Annotated in this window: 27 protein-coding genes; 7 read left to right on the top strand and 20 right to left on the bottom strand. The window is 50.0% G+C overall.

The annotated features are described in order from the left end of the window. Positions 1–365 precede the first annotated feature (365 nt). A complete protein-coding gene (locus R3196_RS07490) occupies positions 366–1,154 on the top strand; it encodes a hypothetical protein (protein ID WP_318936150.1) in 789 nt (262 codons plus the stop codon). A gap of 90 nt (positions 1,155–1,244) precedes the next feature. Here the strand turns inward: R3196_RS07490 and rplQ are convergent, their stop codons facing one another. The 17 genes from rplQ to rplN all read right to left on the bottom strand — a co-directional run bounded on the left by rplQ (position 1,245) and on the right by rplN (position 9,753). Beyond that, positions 1,245–1,646 (bottom strand): 50S ribosomal protein L17, encoded by a 402-nt coding sequence (gene rplQ, locus R3196_RS07485; RefSeq protein ID WP_318936149.1) that lies wholly within the window; start codon positions 1,644–1,646, stop codon positions 1,245–1,247. A gap of 39 nt (positions 1,647–1,685) precedes the next feature. Further along, entirely contained in the window at positions 1,686–2,675 is a 990-nt protein-coding gene (locus R3196_RS07480; protein ID WP_318936148.1) for a DNA-directed RNA polymerase subunit alpha, read from the bottom strand. Positions 2,676–2,700: 25 nt separating this feature from the next. Beyond that, a complete protein-coding gene (rpsD, locus tag R3196_RS07475; protein WP_318936147.1) occupies positions 2,701–3,321 on the bottom strand; it encodes a 30S ribosomal protein S4 in 621 nt (206 codons plus the stop codon). 30 nt (positions 3,322–3,351) lie between these two features. Continuing rightward, positions 3,352–3,741 carry a 30S ribosomal protein S11 gene (gene rpsK / locus R3196_RS07470; RefSeq protein ID WP_034777015.1) on the bottom strand — a complete coding sequence of 130 codons (390 nt, stop codon included), beginning with the start codon at positions 3,739–3,741 and terminating at the stop codon, positions 3,352–3,354. A 14-nt stretch (positions 3,742–3,755) separates the two neighbouring features. Then, positions 3,756–4,112 carry a 30S ribosomal protein S13 gene (gene rpsM, locus R3196_RS07465; RefSeq protein ID WP_318936146.1) on the bottom strand — a complete coding sequence of 119 codons (357 nt, stop codon included), beginning with the start codon at positions 4,110–4,112 and terminating at the stop codon, positions 3,756–3,758. A 130-nt stretch (positions 4,113–4,242) separates the two neighbouring features. Continuing rightward, positions 4,243–4,356 (bottom strand): 50S ribosomal protein L36, encoded by a 114-nt coding sequence (gene rpmJ / locus R3196_RS07460; RefSeq protein WP_318936145.1) that lies wholly within the window; start codon positions 4,354–4,356, stop codon positions 4,243–4,245. A 26-nt stretch (positions 4,357–4,382) separates the two neighbouring features. After that, on the bottom strand, positions 4,383–5,711 hold the full coding sequence (secY, locus tag R3196_RS07455; protein WP_318936144.1) for a preprotein translocase subunit SecY: 1,329 nt from the start codon (positions 5,709–5,711) through the stop codon (positions 4,383–4,385). A gap of 5 nt (positions 5,712–5,716) precedes the next feature. Beyond that, on the bottom strand, positions 5,717–6,151 hold the full coding sequence (gene rplO, locus R3196_RS07450) for a 50S ribosomal protein L15 (RefSeq protein WP_318936143.1): 435 nt from the start codon (positions 6,149–6,151) through the stop codon (positions 5,717–5,719). A gap of 3 nt (positions 6,152–6,154) precedes the next feature. Then, complete coding sequence (gene rpmD, locus R3196_RS07445) at positions 6,155–6,337, bottom strand: 50S ribosomal protein L30 (RefSeq protein WP_034777024.1); 183 nt, start codon at positions 6,335–6,337, stop codon at positions 6,155–6,157. 6 nt (positions 6,338–6,343) lie between these two features. Further along, positions 6,344–6,850, bottom strand: a complete 507-nt coding sequence (rpsE, locus tag R3196_RS07440) for a 30S ribosomal protein S5 (RefSeq protein WP_034777026.1) — start codon at positions 6,848–6,850, stop codon at positions 6,344–6,346. A gap of 9 nt (positions 6,851–6,859) precedes the next feature. Further along, positions 6,860–7,213 carry a 50S ribosomal protein L18 gene (gene rplR / locus R3196_RS07435; RefSeq protein WP_318936142.1) on the bottom strand — a complete coding sequence of 118 codons (354 nt, stop codon included), beginning with the start codon at positions 7,211–7,213 and terminating at the stop codon, positions 6,860–6,862. A gap of 9 nt (positions 7,214–7,222) precedes the next feature. Beyond that, positions 7,223–7,756, bottom strand: coding sequence for a 50S ribosomal protein L6 (gene rplF, locus R3196_RS07430; RefSeq protein ID WP_318936141.1), 534 nt, complete (start codon positions 7,754–7,756; stop codon positions 7,223–7,225). A 14-nt stretch (positions 7,757–7,770) separates the two neighbouring features. Beyond that, positions 7,771–8,163 carry a 30S ribosomal protein S8 gene (rpsH, locus tag R3196_RS07425; RefSeq protein ID WP_318936140.1) on the bottom strand — a complete coding sequence of 131 codons (393 nt, stop codon included), beginning with the start codon at positions 8,161–8,163 and terminating at the stop codon, positions 7,771–7,773. Between the two features lie 19 nt (positions 8,164–8,182). Continuing rightward, positions 8,183–8,488 carry a 30S ribosomal protein S14 gene (gene rpsN / locus R3196_RS07420; RefSeq protein ID WP_318936139.1) on the bottom strand — a complete coding sequence of 102 codons (306 nt, stop codon included), beginning with the start codon at positions 8,486–8,488 and terminating at the stop codon, positions 8,183–8,185. Between the two features lie 11 nt (positions 8,489–8,499). Next, positions 8,500–9,039, bottom strand: a complete 540-nt coding sequence (gene rplE / locus R3196_RS07415; RefSeq protein ID WP_034777036.1) for a 50S ribosomal protein L5 — start codon at positions 9,037–9,039, stop codon at positions 8,500–8,502. Positions 9,040–9,059: 20 nt separating this feature from the next. After that, positions 9,060–9,374 carry a 50S ribosomal protein L24 gene (gene rplX, locus R3196_RS07410; protein ID WP_318936138.1) on the bottom strand — a complete coding sequence of 105 codons (315 nt, stop codon included), beginning with the start codon at positions 9,372–9,374 and terminating at the stop codon, positions 9,060–9,062. Between the two features lie 10 nt (positions 9,375–9,384). Next, positions 9,385–9,753 carry a 50S ribosomal protein L14 gene (gene rplN / locus R3196_RS07405; RefSeq protein WP_034777048.1) on the bottom strand — a complete coding sequence of 123 codons (369 nt, stop codon included), beginning with the start codon at positions 9,751–9,753 and terminating at the stop codon, positions 9,385–9,387. A gap of 386 nt (positions 9,754–10,139) precedes the next feature. On the opposite strand from rplN, the gene R3196_RS07400 reads away from it, so the two are divergent. The 6 genes from R3196_RS07400 to R3196_RS07375 are packed head-to-tail and all read left to right on the top strand — an operon-like array spanning position 10,140 to position 15,913. Next, a complete protein-coding gene (locus R3196_RS07400) occupies positions 10,140–12,929 on the top strand; it encodes a monovalent cation/H+ antiporter subunit A (RefSeq protein ID WP_318936137.1) in 2,790 nt (929 codons plus the stop codon). Continuing rightward, on the top strand, positions 12,929–13,273 hold the full coding sequence (locus R3196_RS07395) for a Na+/H+ antiporter subunit C (protein ID WP_318936136.1): 345 nt from the start codon (positions 12,929–12,931) through the stop codon (positions 13,271–13,273). Before R3196_RS07400 ends, R3196_RS07395 begins: the two co-directional genes overlap by 1 nt. Then, positions 13,273–14,793, top strand: a complete 1,521-nt coding sequence (locus R3196_RS07390; protein WP_318936135.1) for a monovalent cation/H+ antiporter subunit D — start codon at positions 13,273–13,275, stop codon at positions 14,791–14,793. Before R3196_RS07395 ends, R3196_RS07390 begins: the two co-directional genes overlap by 1 nt. Then, positions 14,786–15,274, top strand: a complete 489-nt coding sequence (locus tag R3196_RS07385; RefSeq protein WP_318936134.1) for a Na+/H+ antiporter subunit E — start codon at positions 14,786–14,788, stop codon at positions 15,272–15,274. Before R3196_RS07390 ends, R3196_RS07385 begins: the two co-directional genes overlap by 8 nt. After that, positions 15,268–15,537, top strand: coding sequence for a K+/H+ antiporter subunit F (locus R3196_RS07380; RefSeq protein WP_318936133.1), 270 nt, complete (start codon positions 15,268–15,270; stop codon positions 15,535–15,537). The genes R3196_RS07385 and R3196_RS07380 overlap by 7 nt, the downstream gene beginning before the upstream one ends. Positions 15,538–15,547: 10 nt before the next feature. After that, a complete protein-coding gene (locus tag R3196_RS07375; RefSeq protein ID WP_318936132.1) occupies positions 15,548–15,913 on the top strand; it encodes a Na+/H+ antiporter subunit G in 366 nt (121 codons plus the stop codon). On the opposite strand, the gene R3196_RS07370 is transcribed toward R3196_RS07375, so the two are convergent. From R3196_RS07370 to R3196_RS07360, 3 genes are read right to left on the bottom strand one after another with little or no spacing between them, the layout of a single operon-like run. Next, positions 15,910–16,629, bottom strand: coding sequence for a hypothetical protein (locus R3196_RS07370; RefSeq protein WP_318936131.1), 720 nt, complete (start codon positions 16,627–16,629; stop codon positions 15,910–15,912). The two genes, R3196_RS07375 and R3196_RS07370, sit on opposite strands and share 4 nt — an antisense overlap. Next, positions 16,616–17,107: a tetratricopeptide repeat protein gene (locus tag R3196_RS07365; protein WP_318936130.1), complete on the bottom strand. Its 492-nt coding sequence runs from the start codon at positions 17,105–17,107 to the stop codon at positions 16,616–16,618. Before R3196_RS07365 ends, R3196_RS07370 begins: the two co-directional genes overlap by 14 nt. Next, positions 17,100–17,468, bottom strand: a complete 369-nt coding sequence (locus tag R3196_RS07360) for a DUF192 domain-containing protein (RefSeq protein ID WP_318936129.1) — start codon at positions 17,466–17,468, stop codon at positions 17,100–17,102. The genes R3196_RS07365 and R3196_RS07360 overlap by 8 nt, the downstream gene beginning before the upstream one ends. Positions 17,469–17,470: the final 2 nt, after the last annotated feature.

The raw sequence follows: 17,470 nt of genomic DNA, 5'->3' as shown, positions 1-17,470 counted from the left end.
ATCCGGTAAGTGCCCACACAGTTTGCTTGGCTTGGTATATTGTTAAAGAGCGTTCGCTTCTTTCTGAAGCGGGATGCGTATTTTACGCTTTCCCCGGTTAAGGTCAAGATCCTTTCGGATCTTTTTATTGCCCGGACAGTGACTGACAATCCCTCAACCCGCGCCACCTTATCGGTGACAACGGCGGCGAATTATAGAGATCTCCACCGCACCTGCAAGATCTTTTTCAGGCTTCCCCGATCGTTTGCTTATTTTTTATCCAAATTGAACGATCTTTAACTATCTATGGTCTATAAACACTGTTAAGGTCTTTAACCGGTCCTTACCAAACTTGATAAAGACTAACTATAAAAAATGGTGCGCCAATGAAGATTATTGCAGGAATGCTGGCAACAGCATTACTAGTAACGACGTCTGTAAATGCGAACGAACCGCCGTTAGTACGCCCTATGTCGCCAGAGAATTACCAGCTCGATGAGTCTAATCAGCGCCTGGCACAAACATACGAACGAATGTTTCGCTATTATGCTAAGCGCAACTTCTCTCATACCCGCACAGTCCGCGTCTTGTTAAGTAACTATCCACAACATGTCGAAGCTATTATGTATACCGCCTTCGATCGCTATCCAAGTAGTTACAAGCATTTAATCCGCGCCGCTATCGATGCTGAACCCGCGTTCACCCGCGACATCATAACGATGGCGTTGAATATGGGGGTCGCTGATCCTGCTGACATCGTGCGGGTAGCCGTTGAAGCCGAACCGAGTTACGCCGATGACATCGTTGCTACCGTAAGCGAACAGAACAACACTCACCTGGAACATCTTATCCGGGTAGCGGTGCGGGCTGAACCCGAGATGGCTCAGAGCATTCTGACTAAAGTAAGCAACGAACAGCCCGGTCAGTTAGAGCTTATCGTTCAGACTATCCTTGAAGCTGCACCAGCCCTTGGCAACTATATTGCTACCCTGGTCGGCGATTTAGTCGGCGAAGAAGATAGTGCAAGCAACCTGGCTGAGACGACCAGCCGACGCGAACGCATTGAACAGACCCTCAGAGGAGCCCACCGCGCTGGTATCAGTTACGAGCGTCTACAGGCAGTAGCGCAAAACTACGGTATCTCTGACCAGGAACTAAACCGCCTGATCAATTAGAGTGGAACCGACACCCATTAAAAAAGCCGGCCTTGTTTACACAGGCCGGCTTTTTAGTTTGTCTCAGTGCAGCCTGAGCTGCGCTTTAACTTATTCCTCTACTGCCACTTCTTCAGTTTCAGTAGCATCTACATCTGGACGATCAACCAATTCAACATAAGCCATTGGTGCGTTGTCTCCGCTCCGGAAGCCACACTTCATAATTCGAGTGTAACCACCTGGGCGTTCTTGATAACGCGGGCCAAGCTCGGTGAACAGTTTACCGACAACTTCTTTATCGCGAGTGCGAGCGAACGCCAGACGGCGGTTAGCTACACTATCTTGCTTCGCTAATGTGATTAGCGGCTCGACAACGCGACGCAGTTCTTTCGCTTTCGGCAGCGTGGTTTTAATCACTTCGTGACGAACCAGTGAGCTTGCCATATTGCTGAACATCGCTTTGCGATGACTGCTGTTGCGGTTGAGTTGACGACCACTCTTACGATGGCGCATACCTATACCCTTCTCAGTAATTCTCTGTAAAAGATGAACTTAGTCGCGATCAGCAAGGCTTGCTGGTGGCCAGTTCTCGAGGCGCATGCCCAGAGATAAACCACGTGATGCAAGCACATCCTTGATTTCGGTCAGCGATTTTTTACCAAGGTTAGGAGTCTTCAACAACTCAACCTCAGTACGCTGCACTAAGTCACCAATGTACTGAATAGCTTCTGCTTTTAAACAGTTCGCAGAACGCACAGTTAATTCCAAATCGTCTACCGGACGTAACAGAATCGGATCGAATTCTGGTTTTTCTTCTTTCTCTTCCGGTTCGCTCATATCACGCAGTTCAACAAAAGCTTCCAGCTGTTCAGCCAGAATAGTTGCTGCACGGCGAATGGCTTCTTCAGGATCTAAAGTGCCATTGGTTTCCATGTCGATAACCAGTTTATCCAAGTCGGTACGTTGCTCAACACGCGCAGAATCTACGTTGTAAGCAATACGCTCGACCGGACTGAAAGAAGCGTCAACAAGCAAACGACCGATTGGACGTTCTTCATCGTCAGCAGACTGACGTGCCGCAGCTGGAACGTAACCACGACCACGCTCTACTAAAATCGTCATTTCGATTTCAGTATCACCCGTTAAGGTGCAAATGAGGTGGTCCGGGTTGACGATTTCAACATCACCATCGTGGGTGATATCACCAGCCAAGACAGGGCCTGCTCCGGATTTTTTCAAGGTCAGTTTAGCTTCATCTTTGCCTTCCATGCGCACTGCTAACCCTTTCAGGTTTAACAGTATTTCGATGATATCTTCCTGAACGCCCTCTTTACTGCTGTACTCGTGCTGTACACCATTGATTTCCACTTCGGTCACTGCACAACCTGGCATTGACGAAAGTAAGATACGGCGCAGAGCATTGCCCAGCGTGTGACCAAAGCCACGCTCAAGAGGCTCCAACGTCACCTTTGCGTGAGTCGGGCTGATTTGTTCAATATCGACTAGCCTTGGCTTTAGGAATTCGGTAACAGAACCCTGCATTGTGTCCTCTCTTTATGCTTAAGCTTTACTTAGAGTAAAGCTCTACGATCAACTGTTCGTTAATTTCAGCAGACAAGTCTGTGCGCTCTGGCAGGCGTTTGAACTGGCCTTCCAATTTGCTACCGTCTACTTCTATCCACACTGGTTTTTCACGCTGTTCAGCGAGTTCCAGTGCTGCTGCGATACGCGCCTGCTTTTTCGCTTTTTCACGAACAGACACAACATCTTCAGGACGAACTTTGAACGACGGAATGTTGACTACCTGGCCGTTCACTACCACTGCTTTGTGGCTGACCATCTGACGAGCTTCAGCACGGGTAGACGCGAATCCCATACGGTATACGACGTTATCCAGGCGTTGCTCCAGCAGTTGCAGCAAATTCTCACCAGTGTTGCCTTTAATACGGGCAGCTTCTTTGTAATAGTTACGGAATTGCTTTTCCAGCACGCCGTACATACGACGAACTTTTTGCTTTTCACGTAGCTGTAAACCGTAATCAGACAGACGGCCACGACGTGCGCCATGCTGACCCGGTGCGCTCTCGAGCTTACATTTTGTCTCGATTGCACGGACGCCGCTTTTCAGGAACAAATCTGTTCCTTCGCGACGACTCAGTTTGAGTTTAGGACCCAAATATCTTGCCATGATCTTTCTCCAACTATCGTAGGACGCCTATTAAACGCGACGTTTCTTAGGCGGACGACATCCGTTGTGAGGAATCGGTGTCACATCAGTAATATTAGTGATGCGATAACCTACCGCGTTCAACGCACGAATTGATGATTCGCGGCCAGGGCCTGGGCCCTTGACGAACACTTCAAGGTTTTTCAAACCGTATTCCTTTGCCATTTCACCTGCACGCTCAGCTGCAACCTGGGCTGCAAACGGGGTCGATTTACGTGAACCACGGAAACCAGAACCACCAGCTGTCGCCCATGACAGAGCATTACCCTGCCGATCGGTGATAGTCACAATGGTGTTATTAAAAGACGCATGGATATGAGCCATGCCATCTGCGACTTGCTTTTTAACGCGCTTACGAGAACGAGTTGGTGTTTTAGCCATTTCTCACTCCCCCCTTATTTACGAATAGGTTTACGCGGACCTTTACGGGTGCGCGCATTAGTTTTAGTGCGCTGTCCACGTAGAGGCAAGCCACGACGATGACGAAGGCCACGGTAACATCCGAGGTCCATCAAGCGTTTGATGTTCATTGAAACTTCGCGGCGAAGATCGCCTTCCACAGCAAATTTACCTACTGCTTCACGAAGCTCGTCTAATTTCTCTTCTGACAAAGAGCCGATTTTAGTATCTTCTGCAATACCAGTCGCAGCTAAAATATGCTGTGAACGAGTACGGCCGATACCGTAAATCGCAGTCAGGGCAATGACTGCATGCTTATTGTCAGGAACGTTAATGCCAGCGATACGGGCCACTAACACGTCTCCTTTAGTTTATGGGTCACCAGCTGAAAAGCCCGTTAGGATACTCAACCGGTCGCCTGATTGCAAACATATCAAAGCCGCAGCCAAAAATATTTTTTTGGCCGCGGACTTCTTCATCGAATTAACCTTGCCGCTGTTTGTGCTTAGGGTCACTGCAGATAACACGCACAACACCGTTGCGCTTGATAATCTTACAGTTACGGCAGATTTTCTTCACGGAAGCACGAACTTTCATTGCTACACTCCGTAATTAATCTAACCTTACCGGCCGTAGCCTTTCAGGTTAGCTTTTTTCAGGACCGAATCATACTGATGGGACATCAGATGCGTCTGGACCTGCGCCATAAAGTCCATAATAACTACAACAATAATCAACAGGGACGTACCACCAAAATAGAATTGTACGTTCCAGGCAATCATCATGAACTCAGGAATTAAACAGACAAAGGTAATGTATAGCGCGCCTGCGAGCGTCAGCCGGGTCATTACTTTATCAATGTATCGTGAGGTTTGTTCACCTGGGCGAATACCCGGAATGAACGCACCTGACTTCTTCAGGTTATCTGCTGTCTCGCGTGGGTTAAATACCAACGCGGTATAGAAGAAACAGAAGAATATAATTGCCGCTGCATAAAGCATCACATACAAAGGTTGGCCTGGCGATAACGTCAGAGCCAGCTCTTGCAGGAAGTTTGCTACCGCACCTTCGCCCTGGCCGAACCAGGTAGCCATAGTGCCCGGGAACAAAATAATGCTCGATGCAAAGATTGGGGGAATAACACCAGCCATATTCACTTTCAATGGCAGGTGAGTACTCTGTGCAGCAAAGACTTTACGGCCCTGCTGGCGTTTTGCGTAGTTAACTACAATGCGACGTTGGCCACGTTCGACAAACACGACAAAGTAGGTCACCGCTAACACAATCACACCAATCAGCAATAACAGTAATAAATGTAAATCACCTTGCCGCGCTTGCTCCGCCGTCTGGCCAATGGCCGACGGTAAGCCCGCAACAATACCGGTGAATATGAGAATAGAGATACCGTTACCAATCCCACGCTCAGTAATTTGCTCACCTAACCACATCAAAAACATGGTGCCGGTAACCAAGCTCACTATCGCAGTGAAGTAAAATCCAAAACCGGGATCGATAACCAGACCTGGCATCAGATTTGGCAAGCCTGTAGCTATACCAATAGATTGGAACGTTGCGAGTATCAACGTACCCCAACGCGTATACTGTGCGATTTTACGCCGGCCTGATTCGCCCTCTTTTTTCAGTTCTGCTAAGCGTGGGTGAACCACCGACGCCAGCTGCATGATAATCGAGGCCGAAATGTACGGCATAATACCTAACGCAAAGACCGATGCACGCTCAAGAGCACCACCGCTGAACATGTTAAACATGGCAACGATGGTATCTCTTTGCTGATCGAACAATTGCGCCAGTACAGCGGCATCTATACCAGGAATCGGCACAAAGGAGCCCGCGCGGAACACGATTAACGCGCCGAGTACAAACAGCAGTCGACGCTTAAGTTCCGACGTGCCACCTTGAGCTCTATTAGATTCCAATCCTGGTTTAGCCATTTGCTCTATCCTTCGATTTTGCCGCCAGCAGCTTCAATAGCTTCGCGGGCGCCTTTGGTGACCTTGATGCCTTGAACTGTAACGGCTCGGTTGATTTCGCCCGACTTAATGACTTTTACGTTCAGAATGTCGTTACGAACCAAACCTGCTTCTTTCAAAGCAGCCAAAGTTACGGTATCACCAGCAACTTTTGCAATCTCAGCCAGGTTTACTTCGCCAGTCACAAGTGACTTACGAGAAGTAAAACCAAACTTCGGCAGACGCCGTTGGATTGGCATTTGGCCGCCTTCGAAACCTGGCTTCACAGTACCGCCAGAACGTGATGTCTGACCTTTATGACCGCGACCACCAGTTTTACCCAGGCCTGAACCAATACCACGTCCGAGACGCTTTTTGCTGGTCTTAGCACCAGGCGCAGGGGAGATAGTGTTTAAAAACATTGCTTAATCCTCCACCTTTACCATGTATGTGACTTGGTTCACCATGCCACGGACGGCTGGGGTATCTTCCAGCTCGACCATGTGACCAATACGGCGCAGACCCAAACCACGTAGAGTAGCTTTATGCTTCGGTAAACGACCGATTGAGCTACGCGTCTGTGTTACTTTGATTGTCTTTTTCGCCATTGTTCACTACCCCAAAATTTCTTCAACGCGCAATCCACGCTTCGCCGCCACTTGCTCAGGCGACTTCATGTTGTTAAGCGCCTTAATGGTCGCCCGGACAACGTTGATTGGGTTGGTTGAACCATATGCTTTTGAAAGCACGTTGTGTACACCGGCTACTTCAAGTACTGCACGCATCGCGCCACCGGCGATGATACCTGTACCTTCAGAAGCTGGCTGCATAAAAACCTGTGAACCTGAATGACGGCCTTTTACAGGATGCTGCAGGGTGTCGCCTTTCAGCTCAACGGTTACCATGTTGCGACGCGCTTTTTCCATTGCTTTTTGAATCGCAGCTGGAACTTCGCGTGCTTTACCGTAACCAAACCCTACTTTACCCTGACCATCACCAACTACAGTGAGTGCAGTGAAGCTAAAGATACGACCACCTTTAACTACTTTTGCTACACGGTTCACTGTGATCAGCTTTTCTTGCAGGTCACTGTTTTGAGCTTCTACATTTGCATTTGCCATGTTCGTCTCCTAGAACTGAAGTCCAGCTTCACGAGCTGCGTCAGCTAAAGCGGCTACGCGACCGTGGTATCTAAAACCACTCCGATCGAAAGCGACGCTGTTAACGCCTTTTTCAATCGCCCGTTCAGCAATCAGCTTACCAACCACTTTTGCAGCATCAACGTTACCAGTACCTTTAACCTGGTCACGAATAGCTTTTTCTGCAGTTGAGGCAGCTGCCAGTACTTCAGAACCGTTCGGTGCAATCAGCTGGGCGTAAATATGCCGTGGTGTACGGTGAACGACCAGGCGGTTTGCACCCAACTCTTGCATTTTCTTACGACTGCGAGTTGCGCGACGTAAGCGAGCTGTTTTCTTGTCCATCGTCCTACCTTACTTTTTCTTGGCTTCTTTACGGCGCACTTGCTCATCGGCATAACGAACGCCTTTGCCTTTATAAGGCTCTGGCTTACGGTATGCGCGAATATTAGCGGCAACTTGACCGACTAATTGCTTGTCTACACCTTTAACGACAACTTCAGTTTGTGTTGGAACTTCGATAGTGATTCCCTGTGGGATATCGAATTCAACAGGATGAGAGAAGCCCAGCGTCAGGTTTAGTTTCTGGCCCGCAGTATTTGCACGGTAACCAACACCAACCAGCTGTAACTTACGCTCAAAACCCTGAGCAACACCAACCACCATATTTTGTAGTAACGCGCGAGCGGTACCTGCCTGAGCGGAAGAGTTAGCAACTCCTTCACGGGCAACAGTACGCAGTTCGTTGTCTTCTTTTACGAGTTCAACTGCATCGTTAACTACACGGCTCAATGAGCCTTTGGCACCTTTAATTGTAACTTCCTGACCGTTCAGCGTAACTTCAACGCCAGCAGGAATGGTAATGGGTGCTTTAGCAACACGTGACATTTCCTACCTCCTGGTTACGCGACATAGCCAATGACTTCACCGCCAAGACCCGCTTTGCGAGCGGCACGGTCGGTCATCAGCCCTTTGGAAGTTGAGACAACAGCCACACCTAAACCACCCATTACTGTAGGCAGTTCGTTGCGTTTCTTATAGATACGCAAACCCGGGCGACTAACGCGCTCAATTGATTCAATAACAGGACTACCTTCAAAGTACTTCAGTACAACTTCCAGCTCAGCTTTCACTTCACCAGAAACACTGAAATCCGCGATGTAACCTTCTTCTTTCAAAACCTGAGCAATAGCCAGTTTTTGTTTTGAAGCAGGCATGCGCACGGTAACTTTGTTTGCACCCTGAGCGTTGCGGATGCGAGTAAACATATCCGCAATTGGATCTTGCATGCTCATATTAGCTTTCTCCCGTGGCTTACCAGCTAGCTTTTTTCAAGCCAGGAATTTCACCGCGCATCGCTTTCTCACGTACTTTTATCCGGCTCATGCCGAATTTACGGAGAAAACCGTGAGGGCGGCCAGTTACACGACAGCGGTTACGCTGACGGGCAGGGCTCGAATCGCGGGGCAGGCTCTGTAATTTGAGCACAGCGTCCCAACGATCTTCATCCGATGTAGTCGGATCGCTGATCACTTTTTTCAGTGCGATGCGTTTATCTGCGTATTTAGCAACAAGCTTTGCACGCTTGCGCTCACGCATTTTCATTGACTCTTTTGCCATAACTCTACACCTTACTTCTTGAACGGGAAGCTAAAGGCAGCGAGCAAAGCGCGAGCTTCGTCATCAGTGCCAGCAGTAGTGGTGATAGTGATGTCCAGACCACGAATCTTGTCGACTTTGTCATAGTCGATTTCGGGAAAGATAATCTGCTCACGTACGCCCATACTGTAGTTTCCACGACCATCGAAAGATTTCGGATTCAATCCACGGAAATCACGAACCCGTGGAATTGCGATCGAAACGAGACGTTGCAGGAAGTCCCACATGCGCTCGCCACGCAGAGTCACTTTACAGCCAATCGGGTAGCCTTCACGGATCTTGAAGCCAGCGACAGATTTACGAGCAACGGTTTTAACTGGACGCTGACCTGCAATTGCTTCCAGGTCTGCTGCCGCGTTGTCGAGAATCTTTTTGTCAGCCAGTGCTTCACCAACACCCATATTCAGGGTGATTTTTTCAATCCGAGGGACTTGCATGACGCTGTTGTAGCCGAACTGTTTAACCAGTTCAGGAACTACTGATTCTTTGTAAAAATCATGCAGTTTCGCCATCGTAAAACTCCAAATTAAAATTAAATGATTGCGTTGTTAGATTTGAAGACGCGAACTTTCTTGCCATCTTCAATTCGGAAACCAACACGATCTGCTTTACCAGTCTCTGGGTTATAAACCGCCAGGTTGGAAACGTGAACAGGAGCTTCCTGTTCAATAATACCGCCAGCTACACCAAGGGCCGGATTAGGCTTTTGATGCTTCTTCACGATATTAACGCCTTCAACGAAAGCACGGTTTGAGGTGGTATCGACTTTCAGCACTTTACCGCGCTTACCTTTGTCTTTACCTGCCAGGACTACTACTTCGTCATCACGTTTTATTTTTGCCGCCATAACTGACTCCTTACAGTACTTCTGGTGCCAGCGAAACAATCTTCATAAATTGCTCAGAGCGCAATTCACGAGTCACCGGTCCAAAGATACGAGTGCCAATGGGTTGTTTGTTATTGTTCAACAAAACAGCCGCGTTGCGGTCAAAACGAATGACTGACCCGTCTTGACGACGGACACCTTTCCTGGTGCGAACGACCACCGCGTTAACGACGTCACCTTTCTTCACTTTTCCGCGAGGAATCGCTTCTTTAACAGAAACTTTGATGATGTCGCCGATATTCGCGTAACGGCGGTGCGACCCACCCAGAACCTTAATACATTGTACGCTGCGGGCGCCCGAGTTATCGGCCACTTCCAGTGTAGTTTGCATTTGGATCATTGCAGTGCTCCGCTTAATTAATAAAAACAAGACTCTCTCGAGTCGATGTGTCTTTTTTACAAGACTTTCCCCATATAAAAGGGCGGCGAATTGTAACAGATAAATTTTAGCGATGGTAGTGCGCGAAGGAAATAATTGCGGAGACACCGGATTCATCCGGATTCACCGTGCAGGGGTTAACCGCAGGTGAGTAATTATACATCATTTTGCCGCGGTCTGAAGCCCCATCCCTATACTTATTTATGAAGTCACCAATACCGCAGTCGATACGTCAGATGCCATGCGGGCTGCGACCGATTCAATTGGCAAGCGGCTGAGCTAAATGGTAAATTCAGTTTCAGACATTTTCTAAATGATTCGTATCAGATACCGACATAAGGGCTCGCATGAATTTAGCAGCTATTGTTTTGCTACCGTTTTTCGGTGCTCTGTTACCGCTAATGTTGCGGCATAAAACGAGAATATGGATTACCAGCAGTGCGGCGTTAGTGACTTTAGCCAGCCTGACTCTACTGCTACTGTCAGCACCAGAAACGCTGGGCGGCGGCATCCCTACCCTCATGGTACCGTGGCTGCCCGATCTTGGCTTGCACTTTGCGATGCGCCTGGATGGCTTATCATTGCTGTTCGCCGGGCTCATCCTCGGCATCGGGATACTGATCGTCATTTATGCTCATTACTATTTAAGCAGCCGTGACGACAGCCCCCGCTTTTTTGCCTATCTGTTGCTGTTCATGGGGTCAATGCTGGGTATTGTCACCGCTGATAACCTGATCCTGATGTGGTTATTCTGGGAGCTGACCAGCATCTCATCATTCTTGCTTATTGGTTACTGGTTTCAGCAAAGTAACGCCCGGCGTGGCGCCCGCATGGCGCTGGCGGTAACCGGCGGCGGTGGTCTTGCGTTGCTTGCCGGTATTTTGTTAATTGGTAATATCGCCGGCAGCTACCAGTTGGATGCAGTATTTGCGGCCGCTGATCAAATCCGCGAACACGAATTTTATCTTCCGGCTTTGCTGCTGGTTTTATTGGGTGCCTTCACAAAGTCGGCGCAGTTCCCGTTCCAGTTCTGGTTACCGCATGCCATGGCGGCGCCAACCCCGGTTAGTGCTTATTTGCATTCTGCGACTATGGTTAAAGCCGGCATTTTCCTGATGGCGCGGCTGTTCCCGGTACTTGGCGGAACCCCCGAATGGTTTATCATAGTGACCCTTACCGGCCTGGCAACACTGCTTTTCGGTGCTTACTTCGCACTTCTTAAAACTGACCTTAAGGGTTTACTGGCGTTTTCGACCATCAGCCATCTGGGCCTTATTACTATGCTGCTGGGCCTCGGTAGCCGGGGCGCATTACTGGCGGCAATTTTCCATATTCTTAATCACGCGACCTTTAAAGCCGGTCTGTTTATGATTGCCGGCATTATTGATCATGAAACCGGTAGTCGCGATATGCGCAAGCTCAGCGGCCTGCGTAAAGCCATGCCATTCACCATGGTGCTGGCCGTCATCACCTCTGCCGCCATGGCTGGACTGCCTCTTTTCAACGGATTTTTGTCCAAGGAAATGTTCTTTACTGAAAGCTACCAGCAGGATCTGTTCGGTGGTTTATCCTGGCTGGTACCTGTACTGGCAACATTGGGCGGCATGTTATCCGTCGCCTACTCGATCCGCTTTGTACACGATGTGTTCTTCCAGGAGCCCGCCAAAGACTTACCCAAAGAACCCCATGAACCGCCGCTGATGATGCGTGCCCCTGTTATTGTACTGGCGTCGCTGTGTATATTGGTTGGCGTCGCGCCCATGCTAATGGTGTCGGGCTTGCTGGAGCCTGCGCTGGCAGCCGTGTCGGGCGCTGCCGGCCAGATTGATATCGCGATTTGGCACGGCTTCAACATCCCCCTGTTGATGAGTGCTTTTGCCATCGCAGGTGGTATTGCCATCTATATTGGCCGCGACGAACTCTTTACGTTTAACCGGCAGTTTGATCATCATGATGCCAAAGAAATCTTTGCCAGCGTGGTAAAGCGCACTACCACCTTAAGCGATGCGCTGATGCTGCGTATCGAAACGGGTTCACTGCAGCGTTATATCGCCGCACTGCTGGTTATCAGCCTGGTTTTCGTTATCCCGGAACTAGTTAAGATTAAGGCTCTTACCGGCGATCGCCCGCAGCTGCCTGTAGACTTTATCAGCATGATTGGCGCAGTCGCGCTAATACTGGCGGCTTTTGGCACAGCGATATTCCACCGTCAGCGACTGACTTCACTGATGATGTTATCGGTGGTCGGCCTGCTGGTCAGTCTGGTATTCATCCGTTTCTCCGCAGCTGATCTGGCAATGACCCAACTCGTGGTTGAAGTGGTTAGTATTCTGCTGATGATCCTGGCGCTGTTTTTTATGCCGCAGCGAATTCCGCGCGCATCCAGCGGCCGCCGGGTTGCTCGTGACGTGCTGCTGGCCGGTTTTGTTGGTGGTATAGTCGGCACGCTCAACTATGCGTTACTCACCCGCCCGGCCAACACCATTTCTGACTTCTTCCTGGCAAACTCAGTACCCGGTGGTGGTGGCACTAACGTGGTTAACGTAATTCTGGTCGACTTCCGCGGTTTCGATACGCTTGGCGAAATTACAGTGTTGGCGATTGCCGCCGCAGGAATTCATAAGTTACTTAATAATTTGCGGCCCTTCATGCCCTCCAGCGACGTCGACGGACGTCCCTGGCACAGCACCACCCATCCGTTATTAGTGCAGGTGGTTGCGCAAACGATATTGTCGCTGGCACTGATGGTATCTGTTTATATCTTCCTGCGCGGCCACAACCTGCCAGGGGGCGGCTTCATTGCTGGCCTGGTCACAGCCGCCGCTATGATTCTGCAGTATATGGCTAACGGCGTGGACTGGGTCAAAAACCGGTTCGATTATAACTACCAGACCCTGACCTCGGTAGGCGTAATGATTGCGTTCTTCACCGGCATCGGCAGCTGGGTGTTTAATCATAATTATCTGACCTCAGCCTTTACCTACGTTGAGTGGCCTATTGTTGGCAAGTTCGAGCTGGCAACGGCGATTTTGTTTGATTTGGGCGTTTATCTGACAGTTATCGGGGCAACCTTGATGATCCTGGCTAATTTCGGCCAGATGACCACCCGCCACAGACCCCGTCAGGAGGGACATTAATGGAAACCTTATACGCAGTCACCGTTGGCGTACTAACCGCTTGTAGCGTGTTTCTGATACTCCGGGGCCGGTCGTTTCCGATTGTGATCGGCATCACCATGCTGTCCTATGCGGTTAACCTGTTTCTGTTCTCCAGCGGCCGCCTGGCTATCGACCAGTTGCCCCTGATCGGGCACAGCGAAACTTATACCGACCCGCTGCCCCAGGCACTGGTGCTTACCGCTATTGTTATTGGCTTCGCGATGACTGCCTACTCGATCATTCTGGCCGTCCGGGTCCGTGGCGAGATAGGCTCTGACGAAGTTAATGAACCTGACCATAGCGATTCAGAAGGTAGCCGTTAATGCTGAGTCAACATCTGGTTATTTTACCCATACTGGTCCCATTGTTTGCGGCGCTGTTACAGCTACTGCCGTGGGGTGAGAATCCGCAGTACTATCGTCGTATTATCGGTTTGGTTTCATGCGTGATATTGGTTGCGATCAGCGCCGGGGTCCTGATCGCCAGCACCGAAGGCCCACAGGTGTATGCGCTGGGCAGCTGGCAGGCGCCCTATGGCATCGTACTGGTTGCTGACCGCTTATCCGCGTTGATGGTTTTACTGACCGCAATACTGGCATTACCCGTGCTTATCTATGCCTGCTATGGCGAAGATAACCTGGGATCGCATTTTCAGGCGCTTTTTCAGTTTCAGTTGGTTGGTATTATCGGCGCCTTCTTAACCGGTGATTTGTTTAACCTGTTCGTATTCTTCGAAATCCTACTTATTTCCAGTTATGCCCTGCTAATGCATGGTGGTGGCAAATTAAAGTTAAGAGCCTGCCTGCATTACGTGCTGTTAAACCTGACTGGCTCGGCTGTCTTTCTGATCAGTCTGGGTGTGCTTTACGGTATAACGGGCACCCTTAATATGGCGGACATGGCGGTAAAAGTGGCGGCCCTTACCGGTGACGATGCGATTATCGCCCGCGCTGGCGGTGTATTATTATTGGTTGTGTTCGGTCTTAAAGCCGCATTATTACCGCTCTATTTCTGGCTTCCCCAGGCTTATGCCATGACGACGGGCACAGTGGCCGCGCTATTTGCCATCATGACCAAGGTCGGTATCTACGCCATTTTGCGGGTATTTACTCTTATTTTTGGTGCCGGTGGCGCTGAGGCCGCCATGCTTGGCTATGACTGGCTGTGGTGGCTGGGTCTGGCAACCCTGGCGTTAGGTAGTATCGGGGCGATCGGTAGCCGCGATATGCGACTGGTGGTTTCATACCTGGTGGTCATTTCAGTAGGCACTATGCTGACCACTTTTAGTATGGGCAACGAACGCGCTACCAGTGCGGTGATTTACTATCTGGTTCACTCTACCCTGGTTACCGGCGCTTTATTTTTGTTGGTGGACATCATTGCTAGGCAGCGGGGCAAAACGGCCTCTCGCATCGTCAAAGGACGTAAGCTGGCCCAACACGCAGTATTAGGTATGTTATTTCTGGTATCGGCGATTACCGTAATCGGGATGCCGCCGTTATCCGGTTTTATTGGCAAGTTATTCATTCTGGAAGCCGCTCGCACTGGCGCCCAGCTCGCTTTGCTATGGCCTTTAGTGCTGGTTAGCAGCTTCCTGGTCATGGTTGCACTGGCTCGCGCTGGCAGCCGGATGTTCTGGCATACCTTCGAAGGCAAGGCTGCCGAAGAGAAAAGCCCTGCCGGGCAGATTGCCGCGATAGCTTTATTGCTTACCGGCGCTGTTGTAATGACACTGTTCGCCCGGCCAATAAGTTCTTACACTGATGCTATCGCTGCTGATCTGATGCATCCGCAGACCTATATTTCGACTGTGTTAAACCAATCCGGAGGGGCTCATGAGTAAGTTTATTCCAGCACCCTGGTTGAGCCTGTTTTTATTGTTTTTCTGGTTGCTTTTACAAAATTCGATAACACCGGGCCTGGTGATATTAGGCGCAGTTTTTGCGCTGCTGATTCCGCTGTATACCAATCGCGCGAGGGACTTCACGTTAACGCTTCACCGGCCCCTGAAAGCGCTACAGTACCTGCTGTTACTGATCGTGGATATTATTCTGTCTAACTTTAATATCGCCGCAATAATTCTGGTACCACAACGGCGAATAAGCCCAGCGTTAATTGAGTATCCGCTGGATATTCGCGGTGAAATCCCTATTACCATCCTGGCAAGTACTATTAGCCTTACCCCGGGCACTATTACTGCTGAAGTTAGCCGGGATGGCAGAAGCCTGCTTATTCACGGGCTCAACGTGCGCGATCCCGAGGCTATGATCAAGCAGATAAAAACGCGTTATGAGCGTCGGCTGCAGGAGATTTTCCAATGTTAATTTACGCGCTACAGATCGCATTTTTATTAATGGCATTATCGCTGATGCTGAATATCTGGCGCTTATTCCGCGGGCCGGATTTACCGGACCGGATTCTCGCGCTGGATACTATTTACATTAATTCGCTGGCCCTGCTGATTTTATTTGGCATCTGGCATCATACGACCTTCTACTTTGAAGCTGCCGTACTGATTGCCATGTTGGGCTTTATCGGCACTGTGGCAGCGGCTAAATTCCTGCTGCGCGGCGATATAATCGAGTGAGGATATTCTGATGGCTACCCTTCCTGTATGGGCAGACTGGTTAATTTCATTTTTCATATTACTGGGCGCCAGCTTCGCCTTTGTCGGCTCGATTGGCCTGGTGCGGCTACCCGATTTCATGTCGCGCCTGCATGCGCCGACCAAAAGCACGACGCTGGGCGTTGGCGGTATCATTATCGGCTCCAGCATCTATTTTTCAGTAACCACACACTTCAGTGCGCACGAACTACTGATCGCTATCTTTCTGTTTCTGACTGCGCCTATCAGCGCTCATCTGCTGGCCAAAGCCGGCTTACACTTACATCTGAAAATGATTGCCAATACCCAGGATTTACGGAAAAAGCCAGAGCAGTTTGCCGACAAAGAATCAGACTAATAGGCACTGGAGTTATCAAGACAATAGCCCGAAACATACATGCAATCCCATAACGCCTGGTAAAGGGCCACCGCGCTGCTATAAAGCTGATTTAATGATGCCCCGTCAGCGATTACATCATCACCGTACAGGTCACGAACCGTCAGTTCGTTAATAGTAATATCTGTGATGATCAAATCAGCAGCTTTCACCGTCTGCGTGGCGAGCAAACTCGCGCTCAATGCAGCAACATTAAATATCTCATGGCTATTTAGCGACAACGGGGTCTCCATCAGCGGAGGCTGCGCACTGAGCCGGAGTACCTTAACAGACGAGCTGGCGGCGCCACCCGGCTCCGGCAAACTAATATCCAACTCATCACCATTATATTGAGCGAGCGTCTCCAGTGGTTCATAAAAGTGCGCCAGCTGACTGTCGGTGATGCCACTGATAACGAACCTGAAGTTTCCCAGATTATCTTGTCCCCGCAGCCAGTCTGGCACGGGCGGCAAACTATAGCTGTTGGCCAGGTTGGCAAGGGTCGCGGGCCAGTAGCCATGGTTTTTTCGATATAACAAGACGCCCTGGTGCCAGAACAGGAATTCCTGATGAAGTTGCTGGGCCCGCCGTAGGTCATTCAGCTCCTGATTGGGGGCCTGGTAGCTCAGCCAGGCACCGGCAAATAAGGTCAGCAACGCAGTAACGAGTGGCAGCGCGAAGCCATTATTCTGCCCCATGACCCGGCCTTTTCAATAAGGTTGTATCCACTTGTTGAAGGACCATCAGCTGCTGCAATAATTTATGGTACTCCCGATTAAAACGCTGCTGCTCGGTACTCACTTCGCCTGCAGCTAAATAAGCTGTACCACTAAGCAGAAGCTCAGTAGCCTGTCGCAGTCGCAACGCCGCCATATTTCGCCAGATGTCCGGTTGCTGCTGGCGAAACTCAAGACACCGCTGGTAAGCGGCAAGGGCCTCCTCATATCGATGCTGGCGAAAACTGATGTGGCCGAGGTAACACCAACCCGGCGCACTATTATCACCGTCTTTCACAAGCTCGAGCAGCAACCCTTCGGCCAGGTGTAGATCGCCCTGCCGGTACGCTGTTTCAGCCGCCTTCATTGAACGTTCGGTAGCGGGCTTATACACAGATTTCCCGGTAGCAGTGCAGCCCGCGACAGCCAGCGCCAATAGTAACCATATAGCTTTAACCATAACTGACTTCCTTCTGGATAAACTGCAGGTTACAGCCCTGCCAACTTTCCAGCGGCAACGGATAGCCCGCTTCACACTCGATAACTGAAGCTGCCGTAGGAATATGTAACACCCGGCCCGGTTGAATATTCCGATGCACGGCCACAATTTGCTGCTTTTTATTCAGCCCGACCACATCAATCGCAAACCGCATACCCCAGCTATGGATGGCTGAGCAGCGCGGAAACCAGTAGGCTCGTTGCCGCGGGATTCCTGACTGATGTAGCATGCCAAGCAGGCGCTGGGGAAACGACTCCATAACCAGCACGTCGTTCCATAAACAGTGGTTATTATGATAAAGAATGAAACGTCCCTGTTTCATGA

It is taken from the genome of Pseudidiomarina sp. (genome assembly GCF_033722695.1).
In the GTDB taxonomy this organism is placed as follows: Bacteria; Pseudomonadota; Gammaproteobacteria; order Enterobacterales; family Alteromonadaceae; genus Pseudidiomarina.
The sequence above is the reverse complement of the archived record's forward strand: the minus strand, read 5'-3'. Positions and strand labels throughout refer to the sequence as shown.

What these genes read in the sequence shown, in the direction of transcription:
- R3196_RS07490 (WP_318936150.1), top strand. Translation starts at nt 366, where the DNA reads ATGAAGATTATTGCAGGAATGCTGGCAACAGCATTACTAGTAACGACG.
- rplQ (WP_318936149.1), bottom strand. Translation starts at nt 1,646, where the DNA reads ATGCGCCATCGTAAGAGTGGTCGTCAACTCAACCGCAACAGCAGTCAT.
- R3196_RS07480 (WP_318936148.1), bottom strand. Translation starts at nt 2,675, where the DNA reads ATGCAGGGTTCTGTTACCGAATTCCTAAAGCCAAGGCTAGTCGATATT.
- rpsD (WP_318936147.1), bottom strand. Translation starts at nt 3,321, where the DNA reads ATGGCAAGATATTTGGGTCCTAAACTCAAACTGAGTCGTCGCGAAGGA.
- rpsK (WP_034777015.1), bottom strand. Translation starts at nt 3,741, where the DNA reads ATGGCTAAAACACCAACTCGTTCTCGTAAGCGCGTTAAAAAGCAAGTC.
- rpmJ (WP_318936145.1), bottom strand. Translation starts at nt 4,356, where the DNA reads ATGAAAGTTCGTGCTTCCGTGAAGAAAATCTGCCGTAACTGTAAGATT.
- secY (WP_318936144.1), bottom strand. Translation starts at nt 5,711, where the DNA reads ATGGCTAAACCAGGATTGGAATCTAATAGAGCTCAAGGTGGCACGTCG.
- rplO (WP_318936143.1), bottom strand. Translation starts at nt 6,151, where the DNA reads ATGTTTTTAAACACTATCTCCCCTGCGCCTGGTGCTAAGACCAGCAAA.
- rpmD (WP_034777024.1), bottom strand. Translation starts at nt 6,337, where the DNA reads ATGGCGAAAAAGACAATCAAAGTAACACAGACGCGTAGCTCAATCGGT.
- rpsE (WP_034777026.1), bottom strand. Translation starts at nt 6,850, where the DNA reads ATGGCAAATGCAAATGTAGAAGCTCAAAACAGTGACCTGCAAGAAAAG.
- rplR (WP_318936142.1), bottom strand. Translation starts at nt 7,213, where the DNA reads ATGGACAAGAAAACAGCTCGCTTACGTCGCGCAACTCGCAGTCGTAAG.
- rplF (WP_318936141.1), bottom strand. Translation starts at nt 7,756, where the DNA reads ATGTCACGTGTTGCTAAAGCACCCATTACCATTCCTGCTGGCGTTGAA.
- rpsH (WP_318936140.1), bottom strand. Translation starts at nt 8,163, where the DNA reads ATGAGCATGCAAGATCCAATTGCGGATATGTTTACTCGCATCCGCAAC.
- rpsN (WP_318936139.1), bottom strand. Translation starts at nt 8,488, where the DNA reads ATGGCAAAAGAGTCAATGAAAATGCGTGAGCGCAAGCGTGCAAAGCTT.
- rplE (WP_034777036.1), bottom strand. Translation starts at nt 9,039, where the DNA reads ATGGCGAAACTGCATGATTTTTACAAAGAATCAGTAGTTCCTGAACTG.
- rplX (WP_318936138.1), bottom strand. Translation starts at nt 9,374, where the DNA reads ATGGCGGCAAAAATAAAACGTGATGACGAAGTAGTAGTCCTGGCAGGT.
- rplN (WP_034777048.1), bottom strand. Translation starts at nt 9,753, where the DNA reads ATGATCCAAATGCAAACTACACTGGAAGTGGCCGATAACTCGGGCGCC.
- R3196_RS07400 (WP_318936137.1), top strand. Translation starts at nt 10,140, where the DNA reads ATGAATTTAGCAGCTATTGTTTTGCTACCGTTTTTCGGTGCTCTGTTA.
- R3196_RS07395 (WP_318936136.1), top strand. Translation starts at nt 12,929, where the DNA reads ATGGAAACCTTATACGCAGTCACCGTTGGCGTACTAACCGCTTGTAGC.
- R3196_RS07390 (WP_318936135.1), top strand. Translation starts at nt 13,273, where the DNA reads ATGCTGAGTCAACATCTGGTTATTTTACCCATACTGGTCCCATTGTTT.
- R3196_RS07385 (WP_318936134.1), top strand. Translation starts at nt 14,786, where the DNA reads ATGAGTAAGTTTATTCCAGCACCCTGGTTGAGCCTGTTTTTATTGTTT.
- R3196_RS07380 (WP_318936133.1), top strand. Translation starts at nt 15,268, where the DNA reads ATGTTAATTTACGCGCTACAGATCGCATTTTTATTAATGGCATTATCG.
- R3196_RS07375 (WP_318936132.1), top strand. Translation starts at nt 15,548, where the DNA reads ATGGCTACCCTTCCTGTATGGGCAGACTGGTTAATTTCATTTTTCATA.
- R3196_RS07370 (WP_318936131.1), bottom strand. Translation starts at nt 16,629, where the DNA reads ATGGGGCAGAATAATGGCTTCGCGCTGCCACTCGTTACTGCGTTGCTG.
- R3196_RS07365 (WP_318936130.1), bottom strand. Translation starts at nt 17,107, where the DNA reads ATGGTTAAAGCTATATGGTTACTATTGGCGCTGGCTGTCGCGGGCTGC.
- R3196_RS07360 (WP_318936129.1), bottom strand. Translation starts at nt 17,468, where the DNA reads ATGAAACAGGGACGTTTCATTCTTTATCATAATAACCACTGTTTATGG.